This is a genomic window from Pseudomonas sp. X10 (assembly GCF_054889225.1).
This window is the reverse complement of the sequence record NZ_CM142677.1, coordinates 159,911-185,239: the sequence shown is the minus strand read 5'-3', so window position 1 is coordinate 185,239 and position 25,329 is coordinate 159,911. Positions and strand designations below refer to the sequence as shown.

Genomic DNA, 25,329 nt, shown 5'->3' with positions numbered 1-25,329 from the left:
CCTGAAGGGCGTTATTGCCCTCTCATCAATTGAGCGGCACGAACGGCGAAATAGGTCAGGATGCCATCGGCTCCTGCCCGCTTGAAAGCAGTCAGGGACTCGAGAATGACAGCCTCGCTGAGCCAGCCATTCTGGATGGCGGCCATGTGCATGGCGTATTCACCGCTCACCTGATAGACAAAAGTAGGGACCTTGAACTCGCTTTTGACGCGATGGACGATGTCCAGGTACGGCATGCCCGGCTTGACCATGACCATGTCGGCGCCTTCGGCCAGGTCAGTAGCCACCTCGTGCAGGGCCTCGTCGCTGTTGGCCGGGTCCATCTGGTAAGAGGCCTTGTTGGCCTTGCCCAAGTTCAGGGCCGAGCCCACCGCATCGCGGAAAGGCCCGTAGTAGGCACTGGCGTACTTGGCCGAATAGGCCATGATGCGCACGTTGACGTGGCCGGCCAGCTCCAGGGCTTCACGGATCGCCTGCAGGCGGCCGTCCATCATGTCTGACGGAGCCACCACCTGGGCGCCGGCCTCGGCATGGGACAGGGCCTGGCGTACCAGGGCATCGACGGTGATGTCGTTCTGGACGTAACCCTCTTCGTCGAGGATGCCGTCCTGGCCATGAGTGGTGAAGGGGTCCAGGGCGACGTCAGTGATCACCCCCAGCTCCGGGAAGCGCGCGCGCAGGGCGCGAGTCGCGCGCTGGGCAATACCGTCCGGGTTCCAGGCTTCGGCACCGTCCAGGGATTTCTTCTCGACAGGGGTAACCGGGAACAGCGCCAACGCCGGAATACCCAGCTCGACCCACGTCTGCGCAGCTTCCAGCAGCAAGTCGATCGACAGGCGCTCGACGCCCGGCATCGAGGGCACTTCTTCACGACGGTTCTCGCCGTCCAGCACGAACACCGGCAGAATCAGGTCGTCGACGGTCAATACGTTTTCGCGAACCAGGCGACGAGAGAATTCGTCACGACGGTTGCGACGCAGGCGGGTGGCAGGAAACAAACGGTTAGCGGGGGTAAAGCTCACGGCAGACTCCTGAGCCCGCGCAAGGCGGGCGAGCGCGACAGTTATAAGCGCCCATTATGACGCCTGTGTGACAGGCAAGGGCAACCCTGCGACTTGTAGACGCAGGCATTGTCCGTGTAGGAATTGTTCACGTCGAGACACATTTGGACACTTTCCCGATTGCGCGCGAAGGGGTAGGCTGCGCGTTCATTTCGCCAGCACCCTGAACATGCTTCAACAATTCCTGCAAGATTTCGGCTACTTTGCCCTTTTTCTCGGCACGTTTTTTGAAGGTGAGACCATCTTGGTTCTCGCAGGCTTCCTAGCGTTCCGTGGTTACATGGATATCAATCTGGTAGTGCTGGTGGCGTTCTTCGGCAGTTATGCCGGCGATCAGCTCTGGTACTTCATGGGGCGGCGCCATGGCCGTGCCCTGCTGGCGCGCAAACCACGCTGGCAACTGATGGGCGACCGGGCGCTGGAACACGTCCGCCGACACCCGGACATCTGGGTGCTGAGCTTCCGCTTCGTCTATGGCCTGCGCACGGTAATGCCGGTGGCCATCGGCCTGTCTGGTTATCCGCCAAGGCGCTACCTGTTGCTCAATGGCATCGGCGCGGCGATCTGGGCGCTGGCCCTGGGAGTCGCCGCCTATCACTTCGGCGCCATCCTCGAAGGCCTGCTGGGCAATGTGAAGAAATACGAGCTATGGGTGCTCGGTGGGCTACTGGCGCTGGGAGGCCTGCTCTGGCTGCGCCGGCGCTTCAAGGCCGCGCAGGTGGCGCGCCAGGAAGCGGCTAGTGCCAAGGCCGAGCAGGCTCAGGCCGCTGTAGAGCAGCAGCCCCAACCAGGTGAGGGGCGTGACCGCCCATAACCCGGTCAGGCCGGCCAGGTACAGCGCCGGAATATTGGCCAACAGCCGCGCCAGCTCCAGGCGCGGCGCCCAGGGCCGGTCCTCCAGGGCCGTGCCCAGCACGAACAACCCCAGTGCCATGATGCTCCAACCCAGCACCAGCGCCGTTGCCGACACTCGCTCGGCCACCTCCATCAGATAACTGCCTAATGCCACGTAGACGGCAAACTGCACCAGCACATAAGCCTGCTGCGGCCAGCCCAGCGGAATTTCGAACTTGCGGAACCGGCCCAGATCCTGCTTAGCCAAAGGGTAACGCGCCGCCACGTCCGCTGGGCGCCACCCGGTGGGCATGAACCAGATACGCAGCTTGTCCCACCAACTGCCGGCACGCCGGGCATCGGCCCAGAGCTGAGCGTAGAACTGCAGGTTGGCCCACAACGGATTCCAGCTGGCCAGGGGCGTGGTCACACCAAAGATCACCGGTTCCCGCTCGTCCTCCTCCTGGAAGGTGCCGAACAAGCGGTCCCAGAGAATGAACACGCCGCCGTAGTTGCGATCCAAGTACAAAGGGTTCTGCGCATGGTGGACGCGATGATTGGATGGCGTGATGAATACCCATTCGAACCAGCCGAGCTTGGGAATGTGCCGGGTATGCACCCAGAACTGGTACAGCAGGTTCAACGAGGCCACGGTGATGAACACCAGTGGCGGGACGCCGATCAGCGCCAGCGGCACGTAGAAGATCCAGGAAAAGATAAAACCGCTGCTGGTCTGGCGCAGGGCCGTGGTGAGGTTGTAGTCCTCGCTCTGATGGTGCACCGAGTGCGCTGCCCAGAGGACATTGCGCTCATGCCCCAAGCGGTGCAGCCAGTAGTAGCAGAAGTCATAGAGCACGAAGGCCAGCACCCAAGTCCACAGGGCGTCGCCGGGCAAGCGCAACACCGCCAGATGCTCCCAGGCCAAAGCATAGGTAACCAGGCCCACCCCTTTGGTCAACAACCCTGTGCTGGTCGACAGCGCCCCCGTGCTCAGGCTATTGATGGCATCGGCCAGGCGGTAGCCGCGCATGCCCCGCACACGGTCGGCCAGCAGTTCCACTGCAATCAGCACGAAGAAAAACGGCACGGCCAACAGAATCAGGTCCATGGGGCAGCGATCTCCGGGTTATCTCTGAAGATTAGGCCGCGTTTGCAGGAAACCCTATGGCTACATCTGCCAAACTAGAGGACATTTGACGCCTCGACACTGGAGTATGAGCATGACAAAAAAAGTTGCGGTGATTCTTTCCGGCTGTGGTGTCTTCGATGGCGCCGAAATCCACGAGAGCGTGATCACCCTGCTGCGCCTTGACCAGCGTGGCGCACAGGTACAGTGCTTTGCGCCGAACATCGCGCAGATGCACGTGATCAACCACCTGACCGGCGAGGAAATGCCCGAGTCGCGCAATGTGCTGGTCGAGTCGGCACGCATTGCCCGTGGCGAGGTCAAAGACCTGCGCGAGGCCGATGTCAACGACTTCGATGCCCTGATCGTGCCCGGCGGCTTCGGGGCGGCGAAGAACCTGTCCAACTTTGCTGTCGAAGGAGCCGGCTGCACCGTGCACCCGGACGTACTCGCGCTGACCGAAGCCTTTGCCGAGGCCGGCAAGCCAGTTGGCCTGATCTGCATCTCGCCGGCCCTGGCGGCGAAGATCTATGGCCCGGGCGTGGTCTGCACCATCGGCAACGATGCCGACACCAGCGCAGCCGTGGTCAAAATGGGCGGGACCCACGAGGAATGCGATGTGCACGACATCGTCGAAGACACCCAGCGCAAACTGGTGACAACCCCGGCGTACATGCTCGCCAAGTCCATCAGTGAAGCGGCTGGGGGGATCTATAAACTGGTCGACCGAGTGCTGGAGCTGACGCACGAAGGCGAGAAGTGATCGGGACAGCAACTGAGGACCTGTAGGAGCGGGCTTGCCCGCGATGGCGCAAGCAGGGACAACACCATTGTCATCATGGGCCAATCGCGGGCAAGCCCACTCCTTTACAGGTCAGGCCTGGCGCGCCAGCCGCGTCAGGATCCGGTCCAGGGTATTAGCGAAGGCCTGTTTCTCCTTGTCGCCATAAGGCGCCTGCCCGCCCCCGACCTGCCCCTGCTCACGTAATTCGGTGAACAGGTTGCGCACCGCCAGGCGCTCGCCCATGTTGCGCTCGTCGAATTCGCGGCCACGCGGGTCGAGCGCTGCCACCCCCTTCTTGACCAAGCGGTCGGCCAGCGGCACGTCACTGCAAATCACCAGCTCGCCCGGCAACGCATGCTCGACCAGGTAATCATCGGCCGCATCCGGCCCAGCCGGCACCACGATCAGCTTCACGCAGGCAAAGGCCGGCTTGATCTGCCCTTGGCCCGCCACCAGCACCACCTCGAACTGGCGCTTGAGGGCGAACTTGACCACCTGGTCCTTGGCCGCCTTGGGACAGGCGTCGGCATCGATCCATACTCGCATGGGTAATTTCCACAAATCAGGACCGACATTATCCGTGCCGGCCCCTTGCGCTTCAAATCAGCTGACGCTGGCCCGGCGCTTTTCTGCCAGGCGGCTGCGGCCATAGAGGATGACGATAGCCAGCAAGGCCACAGCCTGCGCCGCCAGTGAATAGGCATCAGCATGGATGCCCAGCCACTCGAATTCGAAGAAGGCCACCGGCCGGGTGCCCAGCACGCCAGCCTCCTGCAACGCCTTCACACCATGGCCGGCGAACACCACCGACAGGGCGCACAGCAGCGCCGCATTGATGCTGAAGAACAGCGTCAGCGGCAGCTTCGCCGAGCCACGCAGGATCACCCAAGCCAGCCCCACCAGCAGCACCAGGGCCGTGGCGCCACCGGCCAGCACGGCATCGTGGCCAGCCGGACCGGACTGCAGCCAGAGGGTTTCGTAGAACAGGATCACCTCGAACAGCTCGCGGTACACCGAGAAGAATGCCAGCACGGCAAAGCCGAAGCGCCCGCCGCCACTGAGCAGACTGCTCTTGATGTAGTCCTGCCAGGCCGCGGCATGTCGGCGGTCATGCATCCACACGCCGAGCCAGAGCACCATCACGCTGGCGAACAGCGCCGTGCAGCCTTCCAGCAGCTCGCGCTGGGCACCCCCAACGTCGATCACATAAGCCGCCAGCGCCCAGGTAGCGAAGCCTGCGACCAGGGCCAGGCCCCAGCCGATGTTGACGCTGCGCACCGCCGATTGCTGGCCGGTATTGCGCAGGAAGGCCAGGATCGCCGCCAACACGAGAATGGCCTCCAGCCCCTCGCGCAGCAGGATCAACAGGCCGGAAACATAGCTCAGCGACCAACTCAGGCCATCGCTGCCGAGCAGCTTGGCCGCCTCATCGAGCTTGCCTTTGGCATCGAGCAGACGCTGTTTCGCCTCCTCGACCGGCAACCTGTCCTGCAAGGACTGTCGATAGGCCATCAGCGCCTTTTCGGTGTCTTTGCGCACCTGGGTATCGATATTGTCCAGCGAGCTTTCCACCAGCTCGAACCCTTCCAGGTAGGCGGCCACCGACAGGTCATAGGCCTGGTCGTGATCGCCACTCTGGTAGGCCGCCAGGCTCTTGTCCAAGGTACTGGCGGTGTACTCCAGCAACTGCGCCGGGCCACGCTTGACCTGCGGCGGCTGCGCGCGCTGAGCGCGGAACGCCGCCACGGCGTCGGGGCCTTCATTGGCCGCGACTTCAGCTGGCGTCTGCCGGGCCAGGTCAGCCAGGTTGTAGGCCTTGCCACCCTTGGCCGCCTCAGGGTCGGCGGTGAAGCTGGCGATATAAGCGGCCACATCCCACCGTTGGCGTTCGTCGAGCTGGTCGGCGAAAGACGGCATCTCGGTACCGTCGATCCCGAGGCCAAGGGTGTTGTACAGGTCATACAGGCTCAGTTGATCGAGCCGTGCCGTACTGCGCAGGTTGGCCGGCGGCGGTTCCAGGCCGAGCCCGGCCGGGCCATCGCCAGCGCCGCTATCACCGTGGCAGACCGAACAGTTCTGGGCATACAGCGTGGCGCCACGGGCCGGGTCGGGGGTAATCACCGGCGCCTGACTCACCTCATAGGCCACGGCCAGGCGAGCACCCAGTTGCCGCGCCTGCCGGGCGACATCCGCCCCCTCACGACGCTCATCGATGGCCTGGCGTAGCGCCTGTACGCCTTGTTCCAAAGCATCACGCTCGGCATGGACAGGCAGCCCTTTGATCAACCCTGCCAGGACCTCGCTGAACTCCTGCTGCTCGCGGTACTCGCCTTCATCCACCACCTTGCCTTCGCGCACCGTCGGGGGATAGTCGGCACCGATGTAGCCAAGCAAATGCAAGGCCTTGGTCGCATCGGCAGGTGATTCAGCCAGCAGCGCAGTGCTGCACAGCGCCAGCACCGGCCAAAGCAGCCAGGCGAGCAAACGGGAACGGGAAATCATGGCCAGTCTCGAGGGGAATACGAAAGCGAGCATTGTTCACTTCCACTTCCACCTACTCAAGGCTTGTGGGCAGATTTCATGAAAAACCTTGTAACAGATTGGCCCGGCCCCGCTTAGCACGGCCCTCGGTGCTTTTTGGATGATGGCACGCAGACAAAAATCATAGCGATAAGACATCAAAAGGCCACTAATTACGCTTATAATGCCGCGCCTTTCGTTATAGCGAATAGGTATTCAGGCACCTCTTTATAGAGGTTTTGGCAATAGTCAAAGGGAGCCGCCGCCCCGCCCTTGCGGTCATCATTCATTCAGGGAAGAACATTTCAGATGGTCCCTCGCGTCCTCCCCCTGGCGACCTTGATCGCCGCCATGCAACTGGTCGGTTGCTCCGCCTTTCGCAGCTATGACAGCGAACTTCAGGAAACCAATCAGCACCTGACCGCAGGCAATGTCGATGCTGCGCTGGCACTGCTGGAGAAGAACAACCGGGGTGAAGACAAGGACTTGCTCTACTACTTCGAGCGCGGCGAGCTGCTGCGCTCCAAAGGCGACCTCAAGGGCAGCCAGGATGCCTGGCGCACCGCCGACGAAGTGGTCTACACGTGGGAAGAGTCGGTCAAGCTGGACACCGACAAATACCTGAGCCAGTTCGGCAGCTACCTGGTCAACGACAAGGTGCGCCGCTACGAAGGCTACGACTACGAAAAGGTCATGCTGACCACGCAGATGGCCCTGAATCTGCTGGCCGAGAACGACTTCGACGGCGCCCGCACCGAAATCAAGAAGACCCACGAGCGCGAAGCAGTGATCGCCGAACTGCGCGACAAGGAATACCTCAAGCGCGAGGAGGATGCCGAGAAGGAAGGCGTCAAGACCGAGTACAAGGACCTGCAGGGTTACCCTGTGGCCAGCCTCGACGCGCCAGAAGTGGTCAACCTGAAGAACAGCTACCAGAGCGCCTTCAGCCACTACCTGTCCGGCTATGTCTATGAGGCCCTGGGCGAAAAGGGCCTGGCCGCGCCCGGCTACAGAAAGGCCGTCGAACTGCGCCCCAACACCCCGCTGCTGGAGCAGGCCCTGCTCGACCTCGACAAGAACAGCGCCAAGGCCAGCGAAAGCGACGTGCTGATCGTGGTGCAGAGCGGCCTGGCGCCCGCCCGCGACTCGGTGCGCATTCCGCTGCCACTGCCGATCAGCGGCAACCTGGTGATCACTCCGCTGTCCTTCCCGGTGATCAAGGAAGACACCTCCACCGCACGCTTCAGCGAAATCTACCTGAACGACAAGGCCCTGGGCCTGACCGCGCTCAATAGCACCAGCGCCATGTCGCGGCGCGCCCTGCGTGATGACATGCCCGGCATCATCCTGCGCACCACGGTCCGTGCCATCACCCGTGGCGTGGCGCAAAAGCAGCTCAACGACACCAATCCCCTGGCCGGCCTGGCCATGGGGATCGCCTCCGCCATCATCGAAGGCGCCGATACCCGCACCTGGCGCACCCTGCCCGACGACACCCTGGTGGCCCGCGTACGCCTGAGCCCGGGCGAACACCAGCTGAGCCTGCCATCAAGCCTGGGCGGCCGTCAGGTCAAGGTGAACATCGACCGTCCGTACCAGGTGGTCAGCCTGCGCGTGGTCGGCAATCAAGTGTTCGCCGGCGGCCCGGCCGTGCAGGTAACGCCACAGCCTCAAGAGCAGGCCATCGCCAGCCTCAAGTAACCTCAAGGATCGAACATGCGTAAAACATGCCTCGCCCTGGCAGCAGTCGCCCTCCTGGCCGGCTGCGCCACCCCGCCTCCAGCACCTGGCAGCGCCGCCAGCAAGGTGCTGACCATGGGCACACTGAGCGACATCGACATCGGCCCGATGCGCGTCGCCCGCGAGAACGGCTTCCTCACCGTCAACGTCGCGCTGAACAACACCAGCCGCAGCAACCAGACACTGTTCTACCGCTTTGCCTGGCTGGGCAACGACGGCTTCCCGGTGGCCACTGAAGAAAGCTGGAAGACCCTGACCTTGTATGGCAAGCAGGCCAGCTTCCTACCCGCCATCGCCCCGGTTCCGCAGGCCACCGACTTCCGCATCGAAGTCCAGTCGCAGTAATTCCCTTTCAGGAGCTTTTTTTGATGTTTGCACGCATTTCTCTCGCCGCCGTAGCCATCGCCTTGGTCAGCGGTTGCAGCACCCCTTCCCCGATCCTGGGTGGCAAGAACATCAGTTACGGCGACAGCAAGGCTGTCGAACTGGTGACCAACGAGTTCGGCTCCACCGACCTGCAAATGATCGCCGAGAGCATGACCCGCTCCCTGGCCCAATCCGGCGTACTGCAAGGCCGCCCGGTGGTGCAGGTCTACGACGTGAAGAACAAAACCAGCGAGTACATCGATACCCGCGAGATCACCACCTCGATCAAGACCCAGCTGATGAAGACCGGCACCGCCCGCTTCGCCAGCGACAACAACCAGATGCAGAACCAGGTCGACCAGCTCAAGCTGCAGAACCAGAGCGGCCTGTACAAGAAGAGCACCGTGGCCAAGACCGGCAACATGATCGCCGCCCAGTACCGCCTGGAAGGCTCGATCAGTTCCATCGTCAAGCGCAGCAGCGACTACAAGGACGTGTTCTACAAGTTCAGCCTGCAACTGGTCGACGTGGAAAGCGGCCTGGCCGAATGGATGGACGAAAAAGAAATCCGCAAGACCACGGAGCGCTAAGCGATGCGTACATGGATGGCGATTCTCGGCCTGGCCTGCGCCTTCACGGCACAGGCGGCCCCCAAGGTCGCGGTGACCGATCTGGCCTACCAGGAGCGTGTGGAGCAGTACATCCACACCATCAACGCCCAGAGTAACCACCAGGCCGGCCTGTATCACGCCAGTGGTTCGTCGAGCTATAGCGAACATGTGAGCCTGGAGAGCTACATCGAGCAGACCGAGCTGCGCAAGTTCAGCGGCGACATCAAGGGCGAGATCCTCAAGACCGGCCTGTTCCAACTGGTCCAGGGCACGCCCTACACCGCCTCGTCCAACGAGGACGTGTACGACGTCATCAAGCGCATCAAGAACGGCAACTTCAAGGGCGCCGACTATGTGCTATTCGGCACCCTGTCGGACATCGACTTCCAGCGCGACATCACCTCGCTGGACCATACCGACAGCTACTCGGCAGTGCTGGGCCTGACCCTGGTCGCTGACTTCAGCCTGATCAACACCCGCACCTTCGAAATCACCTCGGCCTTCACCGCCATGGGTGAGGGGCAAGACACCAAACTGGTGAAGGGCCAGGACGTACGCGTAAACCTCAACCGCCCAAGGGTAGTACGTGAAGTGTCCAAGGAATTGGGCATGGACGTTGCGCGGCAGATGGCCGAACAGCTCGGTGGCGAAGTGCCTGGGCAACCAACGCGACGGGCTGGGCAAGGCAACCTGCCGCCGGATGAACCGGCGCAGATCCTACGCTGAGACTTGGAAACGCCCGCAGGGCGCGCAGGGTACTTCCCACGCCGACTTAGGCTAAAGGGCTCGGCTAGTAACTTCGAAAAGGTCCTACAACCGAGAGACGGCAGGGGCTGCTGTGCAGCCAATCGCGGGCAAGCCCGCTCCTACAATCTCAGGGCTGCGCAGCACCTGTAGGAGATCGTGCAGAGACCAAATGTTGCAAGCACGGCGCGTACGCTGTGGGAGCGGGCTTACCCGCGATTGGCGTGTACGTTTTGCGTGTAAGTCAGCGCCAAGCACTCATTGCTTGGCGTGCGCGCCCTGCCATCCCCCACCCAACGCCAGGAACACGCCAATCTGCCCCATCGCCACCTGGGTATTGGCCGCTGCCAACTGCGCACGCATGTCGGTGTAGGTGCGGGTCGCCTGCAGGTCAGCGAGGAACGACTCACGCCCCGCCAGGAAGTATCGATGGGTCTGGTCCGCCGCTTCTTTCGCCGAGCGCTCGGCTTCGACCAGGGCGTCGCGGCGGTCGAGCAAGGCTGAGTACTGCGCCAGGCGGGTCTGGGTTTCGCGGATGGCGTTGAGCACCACGCCGTCAAAATGCGCCAGCGCCGCCTGGGTCGAGGCTTCGGCTTCGCGGATACGGGCACGGGTGCCGTTGGTAGGGATGGTCCAGCTCAACAGTGGGCCAAAGCCCCAGCGGTTGGTCGAGGGCTCACCGAGGTTGTCTAGGATGCCGATGGTGCCGACCTGGGCGCCAATGCTGATGTCTGGGTACAGCGCGCCAGTCGCTACGCCGATGGTGGCGGTGGCAGCGGCCAGTTGGCGCTCGGCCTGGCGCACGTCGGGGCGGCGCTTGAGCAAGGCGGCGCCATCACCGACCGGAATCAGTTGGGCAAGGTGCGGGAGCTCGGCGCAATCAGCGGTGCCCGCCGGCAACTGCTCGACAGGTTTGGCCAGCAGCGCGGCGAGGCTGTACAGGCCAGCCTCGCGCTCAGCATTGAAGCGCGGCAGCTCGGCGCGCAGGGACTTGAATTGGGTCTGCGAACGGGTGACCTGGGTTTCGTCGCCACGCCCAGCATCACGCAGACGCTGGGTCAGTTGCACGCTCTGCTCCTGCAGGTCCAGGGACTCGCGGGCAATGTGGTATTCCTCGTTGGCCGAGCATACCTGGGTGTAGGCCTTGACCACGTCGGCCACCAGGGTAATGCGGGCGGTATCGGCGGCGGCCTGCACAGCATCGGCATTGGCCTGGGCCGCTTCGACGCCACGTTTGAGAGTGCCCCACAGGTCGAACTGGTAGGACGCGCTGAGGATGGCTTCACCGATGTTGGCTACCGGCACTTTCTCCGGCAGCAGGAAGGCTTCGCCGGACTCCTGCAGGCGCTGGGCCGCCAGGGTGACGCCACCGTTGAAACCGCCCCGGGCCTGGGCTTCTTCGACCTGGGCGCGGGCCTTAGCGATGTTCGCGGCCGCCACGCGCAATTCGGTGTTGGCGCTCAGGGCCTGACGCACCAGGTCGTTCAGGCGCGGGTCCTGGTAGAGCTGCCACCAGTCATCCGGCACTGGCGCGGAAACGACGCTGTCGGCGTCCTGGCGTAACTGGCCCTGCAGGTCGCCGCGCTGGACAGCCGCGTCCTCGGGTACATGGTAGTCGGGCCCGAGCATCTGGCAGGCGCCGAGCGACAGGCTCAAGCCCAGCAGGATCAGGCGTTTCATGGGCGCAGCTCCTCGATGATCGACACAGTCGCGGTGCGCCCGGCGATCATACGGAAATCATCCGGCACTTCATCGAAGGCGATACGCACCGGAATGCGCTGGGCCAGGCGCACCCAGCTGAAGGCCGGGTTGACGTTGGGCAGCAGGTTGGCGCCGCTGCTGCGGTCACGGTCTTCGATACCGGCGGCCATGCTCTGCACATGGCCACGCAGGCGGGTGTTGTCGCCCATCACGCGGATGTCCACGGCATCGCCGACACGGATGCCACCGAGCTTGGTCTCTTCGAAGTAGCCATCGACGTGGTAGGAGGTGCTGTCGACCACCGACAGTACCGGGCGGCCAGCGGTGACGAACTCATGAGCGCGTGGCGCCCGGTCATTGAGGTAGCCATCCACCGGGCTGCGCACCACCGAGCGGTCAAGGTTGAGTTGGGCGGTGTCCACTGCCACCTGGGCCTCATTCACCGCCGAGCGGGCGCGGACCTCGCGGGACTGGCTCTCTTCGAGCTGCTCGGCAGCCACCAGGTTGCCGAGCTTGCGGTTACGCCGGGCCTCGCGCTGGGCCTGGGCAAGGGTTTCCTGGCGTTCGGCCAGGGTCGCCTGGGCCTGGCGCAGCGCGAGGCTGAAGCGGTCCTGGTCGATGGTGAAGAGCACGTCGCCGCGCTTGACCACCTGGTTGTCGCGCACTTCGACCTTCTGGATCAGGCCGGATACGTCCGGCGCGATCTGGATCACGTCGGCACGGATATGCCCGTCGCGAGTCCAGGGAGCGAACATGTAGTACGCGACCATCTGCCAGACGAGCACGGCCGCAAGGGATACCACCAACAGCGTCAGGACCACACGGCCCAAGGTCAATAAAGGTCTTTTCATGACAGCATCAGGTTTCGGCAAAAGTGCTCCACCACGCCGAGCATCACGGCGTAGAGAGCGACGTTGAACAACGCCCGGTGCCAGACCAGGCGATAGAAATGCAAGCGGGTGAGCACGGCGTGCACACCCAGGAACAACAGGTAGGTGATGACCATCACCACCAGCAGCGTGGGCAGGAACACCCCGCTGATATCCAGATCACCGATCACAGGGACGCTCCATCGATGCCATGGGGCAGTTGCGGTTGTTGGTCGGCGGGCTCGAGCACCACTTCGACACCCGGCAACAGGGCCAGGCGCAGGCCGCTCAGGGCATGCAGCAGGTGCACCCGGGCTTCACCGCGGTCGCTCATATCGCTCATGGCCAGAGCCTGGCGCGCACGCTCCATGTTGCGCAACAGCACTGCCGGCGCGTGCAGGCGCTCGCCGGCGCGCAGGCAGGCGGCATAGTGCTCGCCGACCTCCTCGACAACCGTCTCCAGCCGCTCGCGCGCTTGCTGCCCGACCCTCGGTGTGTAGGCCAGCAGGTCAAGCAGGTTGAGGCCGACGCGCAGGTCGCGCAGGGCCACGCCGCTGTCCTGGCCGGTCATGGCCAGCCGCGGCACATGCTGCATCAGGCGGTCGAGCATCTGCACGCCGACCTGACGGTGTTCGGCCAGGGTCGCCGGCTGGGTCATCTCGACGATGTCCCGCCAGCAGAAGCGGGTCAGGCGCTTGGCCGCCAGTTCGACACCGAACGGTCGCACCACGAGGGTCCAGATGAAGGCGAACAGCAGCCCAACCGGGCCAGCCATGTTGGCGTTGATGAAGGTCAGGAAGTCAGCGTCGTAGGCGCCCTGGATGCTGATGAAGGTGGCGGTGTTGACGATGGTCAGCAAGGTGCCCAGGTAGAAGCGCGGCTGCACGGTCAGGGTGCCCACGCAAATGAACGGCACGGCGAAAGCCAGCACCAGCATGGGGAAGTCATGCAGGTTGGGCAGCACCAGGAACAAGTAGAGGCTGGCGAAGATCACCGACAGCAAGGTCCAGAAGAAGAACCGGTAGATCTGCGGCGCCGGGTCGTCCATGGCGGCGAAGAAGCTGCAGGCCACCGCCGCGAGGATCACCGCGCTGCCACCATCGTTCCAGCCAAGCAAAATCCACAGGCCACTGGCGACGATGATGGCGGTGACGGTGGAGAACACCGAATAGAGCATCAGGCCACGGTCGAAGAACGGCGTCAGGCGGCCCAGGCGCCAGTGCCGGTAGACCGCGCGCCAGGGCGCTGGGTCTTCATTACGCAGGGCGTGCTGCAGGCTGCAGCAGTCCTGCCAGAGGTCGACCCATTCGGCCAGGCGGTACAAGGCGTTGGAGAGCAGCAGTTCGGCACGCTCATCCAGCTCGGCAGCACTGGGCTGCAGGCGGTCCAGTTGCTCGCGCAAGGCCGTCCAGCGGGCCACCGAGGCGTCTTCGGCGGTGGCTTGTAGCCATTCGCGGGCCTGTGCCAGCAGGGGCTGTAGTTGGGCGTACTGGGCTGGTGCGCGGCTCTCGAGGGCCAGCAAGGCATCATCCAGGGCATCGACCACCGGCAGCAGGTGGATCATGCGGCCGCGCAGCTCTCGGGCGTTCTTCACGGTCTGCGGGCCGGCGCCTTCATGAGCCAACTGGCCGATCATCGCCTCCAGGGTGTTGAAGGTCGTCACCATCGAGGCGCGCAAGCTGCCGACCTTGTCGGCCGTGGCCTCACGTGCCAGGTAGGTGTCGCTGTAGCGGATGGCCTCGTTGAACCAGTTACCGGTGGCACCCATCACAACCGGCGCCAGGCGGCGCGGCCAGAAGATGGCGCCGACAACCGCCGCGCAGACGATGCCCAGGCAGATTTCCTGGGCCCGCGAGGAAGCGACATCAAACACCGCCAGCGGGTTGTCGACCACCGCCAGGGCGATCATCGGCAAGGTGTAGCCGGCGAGCATCAACACGTAGTTGTTGGCGGTGCGCAGGTTCAACGAGAGAAACAGCAGAGTCCCGGTCCACAGGGCGATAGCGATGCTCAGCAACAGCGGCGACTGCACCAACGGTGGCACCAGGAAGACCGCCCCGCCCGCGCCCAGCAAGGTGCCCAGGGCACGGTACAGGGCCTTGGAACTGGTGGGGCCGACGAAAGGGCTGGACACGATGTAGACCGTAGCCATGGCCCAGTAAGGCCGCGGTAGCTGCATGAGCAAGGCGATGTACAGGGCGATCATCGACGCGGCGAAGGTGCGTACCCCATAGAACCAATCGCGGGCGGGCGGCACCGAACTGAAAAATCCGTTCATGCGGGCCCGTCCGAAGCATACTGGCTGGCATCTTCGAAGGCGCGGATCACCCGCAGGGTCGCTTCCAGATCAGCCTGGTCGATACCACGCAGCACTTCGCGGCGCAGGCGCGTCAACTCCCCTTCGATCGATTCGGCCAAGGCACGGCCTTCGACAGTCAGGCTCAGGGCCTTGGCGCGGCGGTCGAGTGGGTCTTCGCTGCGGCAGACGAAGCCGGCCTTGCACAGTTGGTCGAGCAGGCGGACCAGCGACGGGCTTTCCAGACCGGCTGCCTGGGCCACCGCCACCTGATGCACGCCATCGCCCAGGCGCACGATCATCAGCAAAGGCACGGCGCAGGCCTCAGAGATGCCGTAGCTGGTCAGGGTCGCCTGGCAAATGCGCCGCCAATGGCGGGCGGCCGTGACCATGCCGCTGCTGATGTTCAGTTGCAGTGCGTCAAGCGTCATGAGAGAAACCGGAGATATTCATAGTTTGCTAACTATCTATACTACTGCTTTCCCTCCCCCCGCCGTCAACAGGTGAGTGACGGATGCCCTGCATGCCTCAATAATTCCTGCGGCAGAATCTGCTGAACGCGCTGGGAGGATCAGGGCTGGACCTGATCTTCCAGCTTCATGGTCAGGGCCAGGGTGCTGCCCATCTGGATGGCCTGGTCGCGCCAGTACAGGTAGCGCAGAGCATCGCTACTGCTGAAGTGCACGGCCAACTCCTCGGCGGCCTGCACGACACCCGCCACGGCGGCCAGCTCCAGCCAATACAGCGCGGCCTTGGCATCGGCCTCCACATTCATGCCATGCAACAAGCGGTAGCCAACTTCGAACCGGCAACGGGCCTCACCCCGCTCTGCGCCCCGCATGAACCACTGGTAGGCCTCGGTCAGGTCGACCTGCCAATCCAGACCGGTATCGCAGACCTCCTCTTCATAAAGATCCCCGAGCGCCGCAGCCGCATGCACCATGCCGCGTTCGAAAGCATGCCGGTAGTACTCGGCGGCATTGCCGTAGGAGACCTCGACCCCCTTGCCGAAGTAATGCTGCTGTCCAAGGTTGAACCAGGCCGCCGCGCTACCCTGCAGGGCGGCCATGCGCAACAGGTGCCCGGCCAGCAGCGGCTCGGCGCGCCAGTACTTGCCGTTGAGCCAGATCCAGCCCAGGTCATTGAGCACCGCCACATTGCCTTGCAGGGCCTGACGGCGCAGGTCGGCATACACCGCCTGCAAGTCGGCCGCCTCGTCCAACCGGTTGACCAGGCTGAAGCTCTGCCCCAACAACGCTTGCTGGCTTGGCATGCCAACGCCTGCAAACAGCCGCTGCCGCAAGCTTGGTCGCGCAGGCAGCGGAACGATCCGCTCGGGCAAGAGACGCTCGAGCAGCGAATAGATATTGCTGGCAGCAGACATGTTCATCCTCATTGAACGATCCACAGCGCCGACAGCGGCTGTGATGAGGCGTGATTCTGCGCGATGCCACGACAAAACCTGTCGCGAACGATTCGATACAAGGCAACCAATGGCTTGTTCCTTGATCTGAGCAGCATGTGGCTAATTGCCATGTGCTACCCGTACCGCCATGCTATTGCCGCAAGCCTAGACAAGGACGTTACCTTTTGCCTTCCGCCACCACCCGCGCCACCCTCAGCCGCCAATGGGCGTTGCTGCGCCAACTGCCCGGCCGCTCTCCAGGGATCACCAGTGCCGAACTGGTCTGGCGCTTGCGCGATGCAGGCTTCAACATCAGCAAACGCTCGGTCGAGCGTGACCTCAATGAGTTGTCGCTGATCTTTCCGCTCGTACGTAATGACAAGAGCATTCCGTTCGGCTGGCACTGGTCGGCCAGCGCCGGGGGTGAGTTGCGCAGCCACTTCGACCTGCAGAGTTACCTGCGCAGCGATACGCTGCCGCCCGAACCCGGGGACGGCATCGAGCTGCAGGCCTGGATCGATGACAAGCTGGCCCGCCAGCTGCGTGAGGCTCCCCTGGCGCCGAACATGCAACTGACGGCCCTGGAGCAAGGCCACCGCTTGCGCGCTCGTGTCGGCGATAGCACGCCCCTGCGCTGGTGGCTGCTCAGCCAAGGCGAGAGCCTGGTGGTCGAGCAGCCCCAGGCCTTGCGCGAAGAGATTGCCCGGACCTTGAGCAAGGCGGCAGCCCAGTACTGCCCTCCGGCCTAGCCCTTAGCGCTGCATGCCCCAACGGCGCACAGTCACCCGTTCCAGGGTGTTGAACACCAGGCTTTCCACCAGCAGGCCGATGAGGATCACCACGGCCAGGCCGGCGAACACCTTGTCGGTGTACAGCTCGTTGCGGTTCTGGAAGATGTACCAGCCCAGACCTCCCTTGCCGCTGCTGGCCCCGAACACCAGCTCGGCGGCGATCAGGGTGCGCCAGGCAAACGCCCAGCCGATCTTCAACCCCGAGAGAATCGACGGCAACGCCGCCGGCACCAGGATGTGCAACACCAGGCGCAGCCCACGCAGGCCATAGTTGCGCCCGGCCATGCGCAGGGTCTCCGAGACGCCGAGAAAGCCCGAATAGGTGTTCAAGGCCAGGGCCCAGAGCACCGAATGCACCAGGACGAAGATCAAGCTGTTATCGCCCAAGCCGAACCACAGCAACGCCAGGGGCAACAGGGCGATGGCCGGCAGCGGGTTGAACATCGAGGTCAGGGTCCCGAGTAGGTCGCGGCCGAACTGGGTCGAGACGGCCAGGCTGGTCAGGGCGAAGGCCAGGACGATGCCCAGCAGATAGCCCTTGAGCAGCACCACCAGCGAGACACCGACCTTGGCCGGCAGCTCGCCACTGAGCAGGCCGTCCCACAGCGCCACGGCGGTTTGCAGGAAGCTTGGCAGGAGCAGGTCGTTGCCGGTGTAGCGGGCAGCCCCTTCCCAGAGGGCAGCAAGCAGCAAGAGGATCACGCCCTTGCGCAACCAGCTCTGTTGCCAAAGACGCTGGGCCAGCGGCAGCTGGCGTTCGAGCGGTACGCTGAGCAGGGGCTCCAGCTGCACCTCGTATTCCTGTCGGACAGGTGTGGTCGTCATGGCTGAAACTCCCGTTCAGTAGGCAATACGGATGTCGCTGAAATCCAGCACCGGCGCCTGGACAGGCGTCGGCCCCTCGTCGAACAGCAGGCGATGGATGCGCTGGGCACTGGCCTGGAAGTCGCTGGCGCCGAGGCTGCCGAGGTCGTACTGGTGGCTGTGAACCTCGGCACGCACCCGGCCAGGATGCGGCGAGAGCAGCAGGATGCGGTTGCCCACCACCAACGCCTCCTCAATGGAGTGGGTAACGAACAGCAGGGTGAAACGCACCTCCTCCCAGAGCAACAGCAACTCCTCCTGCATCTTGCGCCGGGTCAAGGCGTCGAGGGCGGCGAAGGGCTCGTCCATCAACAGGATCTTCGGCTGGGTCGCCAGGGCACGGGCAATGGCCACCCGCGCCTTCATGCCACCGGAAAGGGTGTGCGGGTAAGCATCGGCGAAGGCAGCCAGCCCGACCTTGTCCAGGTAATGCAAGGCCCGCTCCTCGGCCTCGGCACGCTTGAGCTTGCCGGACACCAGCAGGGGAAACATGACGTTCTGCTTCACGGTCTTCCAGGGCGGCAGTTGGTCGAACTCCTGGAACACCACGATGCGGTCAGGGCCCGGGCCATGGACGGGGCGGCCCTGGAGCAGGATCTGGCCCTCACTGGGGCTGATGAAGCCAGCTACCGCTTTGAGCAGCGTCGACTTGCCACAGCCGGAAGGGCCGAGCAGGACGAAGCGGTCGGCGTGGTCCACTTCGAAACTGACTTGGTGGGTGGCTCGCACCACGCGCTGGGCGGTGCGGTACTCGAGACTGAGGTTGTCCACCTGCAAAAGCGGCGGGGTATCGACACGGCTCAGGTTGCTGGCCGTGTGGCCTGGCAATGGGGCGGTCATGGGTGTCAGCTCCCCTGCAGCGGGCGTTCATCCTGGAAGAAGTACTCCTTCCACGATTCGGGCTTGTTCTTGATCGCGCCGACCCGGTACAGGAACTCGGCCAACGGGTAGGTGTTCTTCGGCGTGACGCTGAATTCGTACTCGGGGTTGTCAATGATCTTCAGTAGTGCGTCGCGGTCGATCTTGGCCTTGGTCACGCGGATGTAAGTGTCCGCCGCCGCAGCCTTGTCGTTCTGGGCGAAATCCGCCGCTTCGGCCAGGGCGTCGACGAACGCCTTGTAAGTCTTGGGGTTGTCCTTACGGAACTTCTCGGTGGCGAACAGCAGAGTCGGCGAGTTCGGCCCCAGCAGGTCGTAGCTGTTGAGCACCACGTGCACGTTCTTGTTGGCCAGTACCTGATCCTGGAACGGCGGGTTGGAGAAGTGCCCGTTGAGCTCGGTGCCGCCGGCCAGCAGGGCCGCTGTGGCATCCGGATGGGGCACGGCCAGGGTGTACTTGTCCAGACGCGCGTATTCCTTGTCGCCCCATTGCTTGGCGGCGGCGTACTGGAGGAAGCGCGACTGCACCGAGACGCCCACCGCCGGCACGGCGATGCGGTCTTTTTCAGAGATGTCGGCGATGGTCTTGACGTTGGGGTTGCTGCTGACCAGGTAGTACGGGAAGTTACCCAGCGAAGCTACGGCCTTGACGTTCTGCCGGCCTTTGGTACGGTCCCAGACGGTCAACAGCGGGCCGACACCGGCACCGGCGATGTCCACCGAACCGGACAGCAGCGCATCGTTGATCGCCGCACCGCCAGAGAGCTGAGCCCAGTCGACCTTGATGTCGATGCCCTGTTCCTTGCCATGCTTCTCGATCAGTTGCTGGTCACGGACCACATTGAGCAGCAGGTAGACGATGCCGAATTGTTCGGCGATGCGGATCTGGCCTTCGGCCTGGGCCACGTTCGGGGCGACCAGACTGCCGGCAATCAGGCTCGCGCCCAGGCCAATGCTTGCCGCCAGGCGGCTGATGGATTTGCGCATGGTGTTTCTCCTGAAGTCGTCAGAACGGGGCATCGCCCTGGATGGTGGTGCGGTACAGCTTGCGACGCAGGTGCGCGGGGCAGCCGGTGGCCAGGTGGATCAGCGAGCGGTTGTCCCAGAACACCAGGTCGTGAGGCTGCCACTGGTGGCGGTAGATGTTCTCTTCGAGCACGCTGTAGGCGTAGAGCTGCTGGAGAATTTCCTGGCTCTCGTCTTCCGGCAGACCAACGATGCGGGTGGTGAAGCCTTCACTGACGAACAGTGCCTTGCGACCGTTTTCCGGGTGGGTGCGGACGATCGGGTGGACGACTTCAGCCACCTGCGCCAGTTGCTCGGCGGTCAAGGTCGGGCGCCAGTTACCTTCGAACTTGGTCTCGCTGTAGCGGGCGGTGTAGGAATGTGCCGCGCTGCGCCCTTCGACAGCCTTGCGCAGCGCTTCAGGCAGCGCGTCCCAGGCCTTGTGCATGTCGGCGAACAGAGTGTCGCCGCCTTCACTGGGCAACTCTTGGGCATGCAGCATCGACCCCAGGCTAGGGAGCTCCTTGTACGACAGGTCTGAATGCCAGAATTTGCCGGCATCGCCCAGGCCGATGTTCTGGCCGTTCTCGATGATGTTGGAGACGATCAGGATCTCCGGATGCCCCGCCAGCAGAAACTGCTTGAGGACATGGATCTGCAGCTCGCCGAAACGGCGGCTGAAGGCGATCTGGTGTTCGGGGGTGATGCGCTGGTCGCGGAACACCAAGACGTGGTGGTCCAGGTGGGCGCGGTGGATACGGGCGAAATCCTCGGCGTTGACCGGTTGGGCCAGGTCCAAGCCAATGATCTCGGCACCCACGGCGCCAGCGAACGGGCGGATTTGGAAAACTTGCGGCTGTGCGCTGTCGATGGACGACAAGGCGTTCGAAGCGGCTGACATGATTCACTCCCACGCAGTGCGCGACCCAAGGTGCGCGCATCGATCAGAAACTCACGGGTGTACCGTGTTGGTTCAAGTCGTGCGGCGCGCCGATTGGTCGGCAGGTACGCAGTGGAGTGACTATAAAGTCATAAGAAAAATAATTTAAATACCATTAGAGAATAACAATATGAAGGATTCGCCCGCCCGCCGGTGGCCGAATGACCGCTCGCGCCACGCCCGCCCCCGCTAGACAGGGGCGGGCACGGCACAGCTCAACGCCACTCGCTGTAGGGCTCCAGCGGCTCGACCGGTAACGACAAATTACCCCTCCAGGGTTCGAAGAGATAGCGCAGGTACAACATGGCGTGGCTCGGTGCGTAATCGTCACTGTGTCGCCAGTCGAAACCGCCGCCGAGCGCCCATCGGTCGTTCAGGCGCCGCTCGAACAACGCCCGCATGTGATAACCCACGCCGCTGCTGTTGGTCGAGGAGCTCGCGGCATTGAGATCCTCGGGGTCGATATCGTAGCGGGACAACAACTTGCTGTTCAGTGCCGCATCGGGGTACTCGCGGCCGCTGCCACTGCTGGCCCTGGACCAACTGACCGAGCCCTCCAGCAACAGCGACCAGTCATAGTTGCGCCAGGCGTAGCTGAGCGGAATACCGATGGAGTCATAGCGCTGCGGGCTGTAGTAACCGCCCTGGCCTAGGGTATAGCCACCCAGGTCCTTGTCGTGGCGCCAATGCATCAGGGTCACGCCGGTGCGCATGCGTTCATCGGCGCGCTCGAGCAAGCGATAGTAATAGCCCGTCATGACCCTGCTGCGCCTGTTGTCTGGGACATTCTCACCGAGCAACCAATGATGGCCGAGGCTGGCCCAGACGCCATGATCACCGCCTTGGTCCCAGCTCAAGCCAAGCGTCGCACCGTTGGCGGTAACGCCGCCCCAGCGTTCACCGAGGTTCGGGTCCCGGGCACCGCCGAACGACAACAGCGAGTTGCTCATGGACCGGCGCGAGGCCGTCAGCGACCAGCCAATCTGCCCCAGATCACCTTTGACCGTCGCACCACCGAGCCAATTATTGACCTCGAAGCCCTGGGTGGTGCCTAGGTCGACAGCCCAGCGGCCGCCCTGCCAGCCCAGCGCCACCACACTGCCATTGGTACGCTGCGTTCCCCCAGGACACCCCAGAAGCTCGCAGGAACCGAATGCCTCGCGATGCTGGCCATCCGCGTCCAGATCGAAGCTACCGGCGTCCAGACCAATCCGTTCTAGCCGGACAAACGCTTTGCCGTCGCGCCAGGGAGCGTCGGCGTGCAGCAACGTGGTCTGGGTGGTCAGCTTGGAAATACCCGGTGTGCCATCGTCCTCCCGCCAGCCATAGTCATGCATCAGGGTGATGCTAGGGTTTTGCTGGCGGTACAGCTGATCGACATCGCTGCGCAGGCTACGCGCCAGCCAGTCATCGTCATCGCGCACCCGGCTGGCCAGGGTCAGCGCACGGTCGTCACGGGGCGACAGCGCGCGCCGGTCCAGCAGATCGGCATCGGCCATGGCCTCGCCATACAAATCCAGTGCCCGCTGAGGGTCCTGAGGCGCCAACAGGCGCGCCGCATCCCGACGCAGCAGTGGATCGGGCTGTGCCTGTATGGACACCAGATGGCTGAACAACTGCGCAGCGTGTTCACGCTCATCGACCGCTACCCAGGCGTTGGCCAGGCGCCGCTGTGCATCGACCTGCTCATCGGAGAACGGCGCAGGCCAGTTTTTCAACGCTTCATGGGCCCGCCTCAAATCGCCGTCAGCGATCCAGCCTTCGATCAACCCCAGGCGGGCCTGGGGTTGCTCCGGCTGACGCTCCAGCACGCGCAGGTAGTACGCCTGGGCGGCTTTGCTGTCACCGCCCGCCTGCGCCCAATCGGCCATTAGCAGCAGATCATCGACGTCGCCTTCGCCGCGGGCCAGGCCGGCCTCCAGCAGTTTCGTCGCCTCGCCTTCACGCCCCTGGCTGCGCAGGGCCTGCGCCTGGACCAACGTCAGGCGCCGCCGCAGGCGTTTCTCCAGCGTCCGCATATCGTCATCCCAAGCGCTAGCGGGTAGGCCACGCAGGCTGTCCAGCGCCTGGGCGTCACGGTCGCCGGACTCGAGGAACAGGCCGTGGGCATAGCGAGCGGTCGGGTCGACAGGCCGTCGTTGCAACAGGCCAGCGAAGGCGGCATCAGCCTCGCTGGCGCGGTTTTGCTGGCGCAGGCTGTTGGCCAACTGGAGAACCAGCCAAGGATCGTCCGGGTCGAGCGCACTGGCTTGCTGCAATAGCCGGCTTGCCTCTGGCCAGTCCTGCCGCTGCATGGCCGCGTCGCCTTCATGCCGCAGCCGATCCAGCTCCAGGCTACGGCGCAGACTGGCAAAGCCGGCCTGATGCCGCGCCGGCAGACTGTCCAGATAGCTGACGACCCTGTCCGGGGATTGCGCCTGGTAAATCCGCACCAGGCCACGCACCGCGCTTTCGTTGTCCGGCGCCATGCGTCGTACCTGGAGAAACAGGTCTTCGGCCCTGGCCTTGTTACCTTCCGCCAAGGCCACATCGGCCAGGCCGAGCAAGGCGAATTCGTCCCCGGGCCGTTGCCGGCGTGCCTGCTGGTAAAGCTCGCGGGCAGCAGGGATATTGCGTTGCTCCAGGGCGCGCTCGGCCTTTTTCAGCAGCGCCCAGTAGTGGCTGGAAGACGCCAGGTCTTTCCACTGACTGATCGAGTAAGTGTCCTGCTCTTTGCTGGCGGCCAGGCGGAAGGCGGTGTTGGCCTCGTCATAGCGCCCCTGGCGCATCAACGCATATCCTAGGGCACCCTGCAGGCTGGCGTCGTCAGGATAACGCCGCAGGGCCTGACGCAACTGCGCCTCGGCCTGGGCATTGTGCCCCTTGTCGAGCAATGCCTTGCCACGCTGGCCCGCCTGCCAGGCGGGGTCGGCGACCAGCTTGCGCTGCTGCTCCAGGGCCTGCTGGGCCTGGGCATGCAGCGGTGCTGCCGGATAGCGTTGCAGGAAGGCTTGCCAGGCCGCGATGCTGGCGCGGCTCACAGGCTGCCCGGAGAGGTACTCGAACTCCCGTTCCGCGGCGGCATCACGCGCGCCTGGGTCGTGGGACAATTGCTCCAGCACGGCCAGCGCCTCGGCGTCGCGCTTCTCGGCAAAGAGCAGCCCGACCAGGGTCTGGCGCAGGCCGACGTTGCCCGGATACTGCCGGTCCAGTTCCTGCAAGCGGCCAATCGCCTCCCGCCGCTGGCCGGGCAAACCGCTACGCAGGCGCCAGTAGTCGAGCGCCAATTCCAGGCTCGGCGGCTCGCCGGCGAACAGTTCGTCATACCGTGCCAGCGCCTCTTCGTTGCGACCACTGATCGCCAGCAGACGGGCCTGTTGCAGGCGCCGAACGCCCTCGGGCCGATGCAGCTCCAGCAGGCGCCTGGCCTGACGCTGCTGCGCACTGCCGGGAGCCACTTGGCTGATCCGAGTGAGCAGCTGTTCGGCCTGCGCCTCGTCCTGCTGGCGCAATGCAAGACGCAACGTCATCAGCAAGACCTCGGCATCCTGTGGTTCGAGCAAGCGCAACCGGCTCAACGCGTCACGTACCAGGTCGTCGCGGTGCAACGCCTCGCCCGTGCGGACCTGTTCGAGCAACCATTGCCGCTGCTCTTGTCGGTCGTTCGGTTGCGCCGACAGTTGGCAGGCAAGCCCGGACAGCAACAATGCGCCAATCAATCGGTGCATGACGTGCTCCAGGCCGGTAACAGTTGTCCGTCTTTGTCGAAGCGGTAGCGAGCTTCATCCCAGCCCAGGCCGAACAGCGCCAGAACCTGGCTGTAGTAGGCCTGCGGTTCAATCTCCTGCGCCCGTAGCCGCTGGCCCTGGGCGCCGTCCGGTGAAGCTGCCAGCAGCGGCAGCAGCGCGGCCGAAAAACCGCCCGGCCCGCCACCGCTGACCTTGCCGCTGCGCGCGTCAACGCTTTCCGGCGGTTGGCCGGTGCGCACGGTGAGCGTGGTGATTGGCGAAAAATGCCGAAGCAGTTCGGCGCGTTGCGGCGAATCGTCGGCGAGCATGCCAAGCCACAGGTAAACGCGGATGGCGTCGTAGTCGCCAGCGCTGCCATGGAGAGGGTCCGGCTCGACGCTTCCCGCCGGGCTCCAGAGCAGCCAGTCCGGAGCGAACCCCTTCGGCGAGGACTCGCGCAACAGACGGCGGGCGTTGCCGGCGAGTTCGCCCCAGAGTGGATCAACCAGGGCGAAACGGTCGAGCACTTGCAACGGCAGGTAGCTCGGGTTCAACCGCCAGCCACGTGCATCCTCGAAGCCATAGTCTGCCGGCAACAGCATCACCCCCAGGCCTGGCAACTTGCGCAGCGTCTGTGCAGCAATCCGCCAAAGCAACTGCTGGCCAAGTTGCGTGTAGCCAGGCTCGCGCCACAAGCGCCCTGCTTCGAGCAAGCTGTAGGCGATCCACACGTCAGCGTCGCTGGCATTGTTGTCGTCGAGCACACGCCAGTTCCCCTGGCCATCACGCCCCCACTGCCAGGCTGGCAGGTGGCGAGCCAGATCGCCCTGGGCCAGGTTGTTGGCGGTCCAGCGCAGCAGTTGCGCAAACGTGGCGCGGTCATTGCCCACCAGTGCGAAGAACAGGCCGTAGCTCTGCCCTTCCGAGGTGGTGATGAGACGCTCGTCACTCGGGTCGATCACCCGACCGTCCGCACTGACCAGTTCTGTCTTGAAGCGCTCCCAGGCCGGCCATGGACAGGCCGGCGCCGCTCCGACGACGCTGGACAGGCTCAACATCAACAGCAATACCAAGCAGCGCCGCATAT

Annotated in this window: 22 protein-coding genes and 1 pseudogene; 7 read left to right on the top strand and 16 right to left on the bottom strand. The window is 64.0% G+C overall.

Features of this window, described 5'->3' with window-relative positions:
• Positions 1–11: 11 nt before the first annotated feature.
• Entirely contained in the window at positions 12–1,022 is a 1,011-nt protein-coding gene (hemB, locus tag ACYU03_RS00855; RefSeq protein ID WP_461887658.1) for a porphobilinogen synthase, read from the bottom strand.
• A 208-nt stretch (positions 1,023–1,230) separates the two neighbouring features.
• Between hemB and ACYU03_RS00850 the strand changes: the two genes are divergently transcribed.
• The gene (locus ACYU03_RS00850; RefSeq protein ID WP_461887657.1) at positions 1,231–1,875 is read left to right on the top strand and encodes a DedA family protein; all 645 of its coding nucleotides are present in this window, start codon (positions 1,231–1,233) and stop codon (positions 1,873–1,875) included.
• A gap of 501 nt (positions 1,876–2,376) precedes the next feature.
• On the opposite strand, the pseudogene ACYU03_RS00845 reads toward ACYU03_RS00850, so the two are convergent.
• Positions 2,377–2,925, bottom strand: a pseudogene (locus ACYU03_RS00845) (sterol desaturase family protein); the annotation flags it as partial.
• A 190-nt stretch (positions 2,926–3,115) separates the two neighbouring features.
• Here ACYU03_RS00845 and elbB point away from each other — a divergent pair.
• The gene (gene elbB / locus ACYU03_RS00840; protein WP_461887656.1) at positions 3,116–3,784 is read left to right on the top strand and encodes an isoprenoid biosynthesis glyoxalase ElbB; all 669 of its coding nucleotides are present in this window, start codon (positions 3,116–3,118) and stop codon (positions 3,782–3,784) included.
• 111 nt (positions 3,785–3,895) lie between these two features.
• Here the strand turns inward: elbB and ACYU03_RS00835 are convergent, their stop codons facing one another.
• Both ACYU03_RS00835 and ACYU03_RS00830 read right to left on the bottom strand, forming a co-directional pair.
• On the bottom strand, positions 3,896–4,351 hold the full coding sequence (locus ACYU03_RS00835) for a YaiI/YqxD family protein (RefSeq protein ID WP_461887655.1): 456 nt from the start codon (positions 4,349–4,351) through the stop codon (positions 3,896–3,898).
• Between the two features lie 57 nt (positions 4,352–4,408).
• A complete protein-coding gene (locus ACYU03_RS00830) occupies positions 4,409–6,340 on the bottom strand; it encodes an FTR1 family protein (protein ID WP_461887654.1) in 1,932 nt (643 codons plus the stop codon).
• 294 nt (positions 6,341–6,634) lie between these two features.
• On the opposite strand from ACYU03_RS00830, the gene ACYU03_RS00825 reads away from it, so the two are divergent.
• Genes ACYU03_RS00825 through ACYU03_RS00810 form a run of 4 tightly spaced genes read left to right on the top strand, consistent with a single transcriptional unit; the run spans position 6,635 to position 9,768 of the window.
• Complete coding sequence (locus tag ACYU03_RS00825) at positions 6,635–8,026, top strand: COG3014 family protein (protein ID WP_461887653.1); 1,392 nt, start codon at positions 6,635–6,637, stop codon at positions 8,024–8,026.
• A 15-nt stretch (positions 8,027–8,041) separates the two neighbouring features.
• Positions 8,042–8,410: a YcfL family protein gene (locus ACYU03_RS00820; protein ID WP_461887652.1), complete on the top strand. Its 369-nt coding sequence runs from the start codon at positions 8,042–8,044 to the stop codon at positions 8,408–8,410.
• Positions 8,411–8,433: 23 nt separating this feature from the next.
• On the top strand, positions 8,434–9,021 hold the full coding sequence (gene lpoB / locus ACYU03_RS00815) for a penicillin-binding protein activator LpoB (protein ID WP_461887651.1): 588 nt from the start codon (positions 8,434–8,436) through the stop codon (positions 9,019–9,021).
• 3 nt (positions 9,022–9,024) lie between these two features.
• On the top strand, positions 9,025–9,768 hold the full coding sequence (locus ACYU03_RS00810; protein ID WP_461887650.1) for a penicillin-binding protein activator LpoB: 744 nt from the start codon (positions 9,025–9,027) through the stop codon (positions 9,766–9,768).
• Between the two features lie 276 nt (positions 9,769–10,044).
• Here the strand turns inward: ACYU03_RS00810 and ACYU03_RS00805 are convergent, their stop codons facing one another.
• The 6 genes from ACYU03_RS00805 to ACYU03_RS00780 all read right to left on the bottom strand — a co-directional run bounded on the left by ACYU03_RS00805 (position 10,045) and on the right by ACYU03_RS00780 (position 16,036).
• Positions 10,045–11,466, bottom strand: a complete 1,422-nt coding sequence (locus ACYU03_RS00805; RefSeq protein WP_461887649.1) for an efflux transporter outer membrane subunit — start codon at positions 11,464–11,466, stop codon at positions 10,045–10,047.
• Entirely contained in the window at positions 11,463–12,338 is an 876-nt protein-coding gene (locus tag ACYU03_RS00800) for an efflux RND transporter periplasmic adaptor subunit (RefSeq protein ID WP_461887648.1), read from the bottom strand. Before ACYU03_RS00800 ends, ACYU03_RS00805 begins: the two co-directional genes overlap by 4 nt.
• Positions 12,335–12,547 (bottom strand): DUF1656 domain-containing protein, encoded by a 213-nt coding sequence (locus ACYU03_RS00795; RefSeq protein WP_461887647.1) that lies wholly within the window; start codon positions 12,545–12,547, stop codon positions 12,335–12,337. The genes ACYU03_RS00800 and ACYU03_RS00795 overlap by 4 nt, the downstream gene beginning before the upstream one ends.
• Positions 12,544–14,634, bottom strand: coding sequence for an FUSC family protein (locus ACYU03_RS00790; RefSeq protein WP_461887646.1), 2,091 nt, complete (start codon positions 14,632–14,634; stop codon positions 12,544–12,546). The genes ACYU03_RS00795 and ACYU03_RS00790 overlap by 4 nt, the downstream gene beginning before the upstream one ends.
• Positions 14,631–15,083 carry a MarR family winged helix-turn-helix transcriptional regulator gene (locus ACYU03_RS00785; RefSeq protein ID WP_461887645.1) on the bottom strand — a complete coding sequence of 151 codons (453 nt, stop codon included), beginning with the start codon at positions 15,081–15,083 and terminating at the stop codon, positions 14,631–14,633. Before ACYU03_RS00785 ends, ACYU03_RS00790 begins: the two co-directional genes overlap by 4 nt.
• 140 nt (positions 15,084–15,223) lie before the next feature.
• Positions 15,224–16,036 carry a tetratricopeptide repeat protein gene (locus ACYU03_RS00780; protein WP_461887644.1) on the bottom strand — a complete coding sequence of 271 codons (813 nt, stop codon included), beginning with the start codon at positions 16,034–16,036 and terminating at the stop codon, positions 15,224–15,226.
• Positions 16,037–16,242: 206 nt separating this feature from the next.
• On the opposite strand from ACYU03_RS00780, the gene ACYU03_RS00775 reads away from it, so the two are divergent.
• Positions 16,243–16,806 carry a WYL domain-containing protein gene (locus ACYU03_RS00775; protein WP_461887643.1) on the top strand — a complete coding sequence of 188 codons (564 nt, stop codon included), beginning with the start codon at positions 16,243–16,245 and terminating at the stop codon, positions 16,804–16,806.
• Between the two features lie 3 nt (positions 16,807–16,809).
• On the opposite strand, the gene ACYU03_RS00770 is transcribed toward ACYU03_RS00775, so the two are convergent.
• From ACYU03_RS00770 to bcsZ, 6 genes are all read right to left on the bottom strand, one after another.
• Positions 16,810–17,673: an ABC transporter permease gene (locus tag ACYU03_RS00770; RefSeq protein ID WP_461887642.1), complete on the bottom strand. Its 864-nt coding sequence runs from the start codon at positions 17,671–17,673 to the stop codon at positions 16,810–16,812.
• Between the two features lie 15 nt (positions 17,674–17,688).
• Entirely contained in the window at positions 17,689–18,552 is an 864-nt protein-coding gene (locus tag ACYU03_RS00765) for an ABC transporter ATP-binding protein (RefSeq protein ID WP_461887641.1), read from the bottom strand.
• 5 nt (positions 18,553–18,557) lie between these two features.
• Entirely contained in the window at positions 18,558–19,577 is a 1,020-nt protein-coding gene (locus tag ACYU03_RS00760) for an ABC transporter substrate-binding protein (protein ID WP_461887640.1), read from the bottom strand.
• Between the two features lie 19 nt (positions 19,578–19,596).
• Positions 19,597–20,496 (bottom strand): TauD/TfdA dioxygenase family protein, encoded by a 900-nt coding sequence (locus ACYU03_RS00755; RefSeq protein ID WP_461887639.1) that lies wholly within the window; start codon positions 20,494–20,496, stop codon positions 19,597–19,599.
• 254 nt (positions 20,497–20,750) lie between these two features.
• The gene (gene bcsC, locus ACYU03_RS00750; protein WP_461887638.1) at positions 20,751–24,242 is read right to left on the bottom strand and encodes a cellulose synthase complex outer membrane protein BcsC; all 3,492 of its coding nucleotides are present in this window, start codon (positions 24,240–24,242) and stop codon (positions 20,751–20,753) included.
• Complete coding sequence (gene bcsZ / locus ACYU03_RS00745) at positions 24,230–25,327, bottom strand: cellulose synthase complex periplasmic endoglucanase BcsZ (RefSeq protein WP_461887637.1); 1,098 nt, start codon at positions 25,325–25,327, stop codon at positions 24,230–24,232. The genes bcsC and bcsZ overlap by 13 nt, the downstream gene beginning before the upstream one ends.
• Positions 25,328–25,329: the final 2 nt, after the last annotated feature.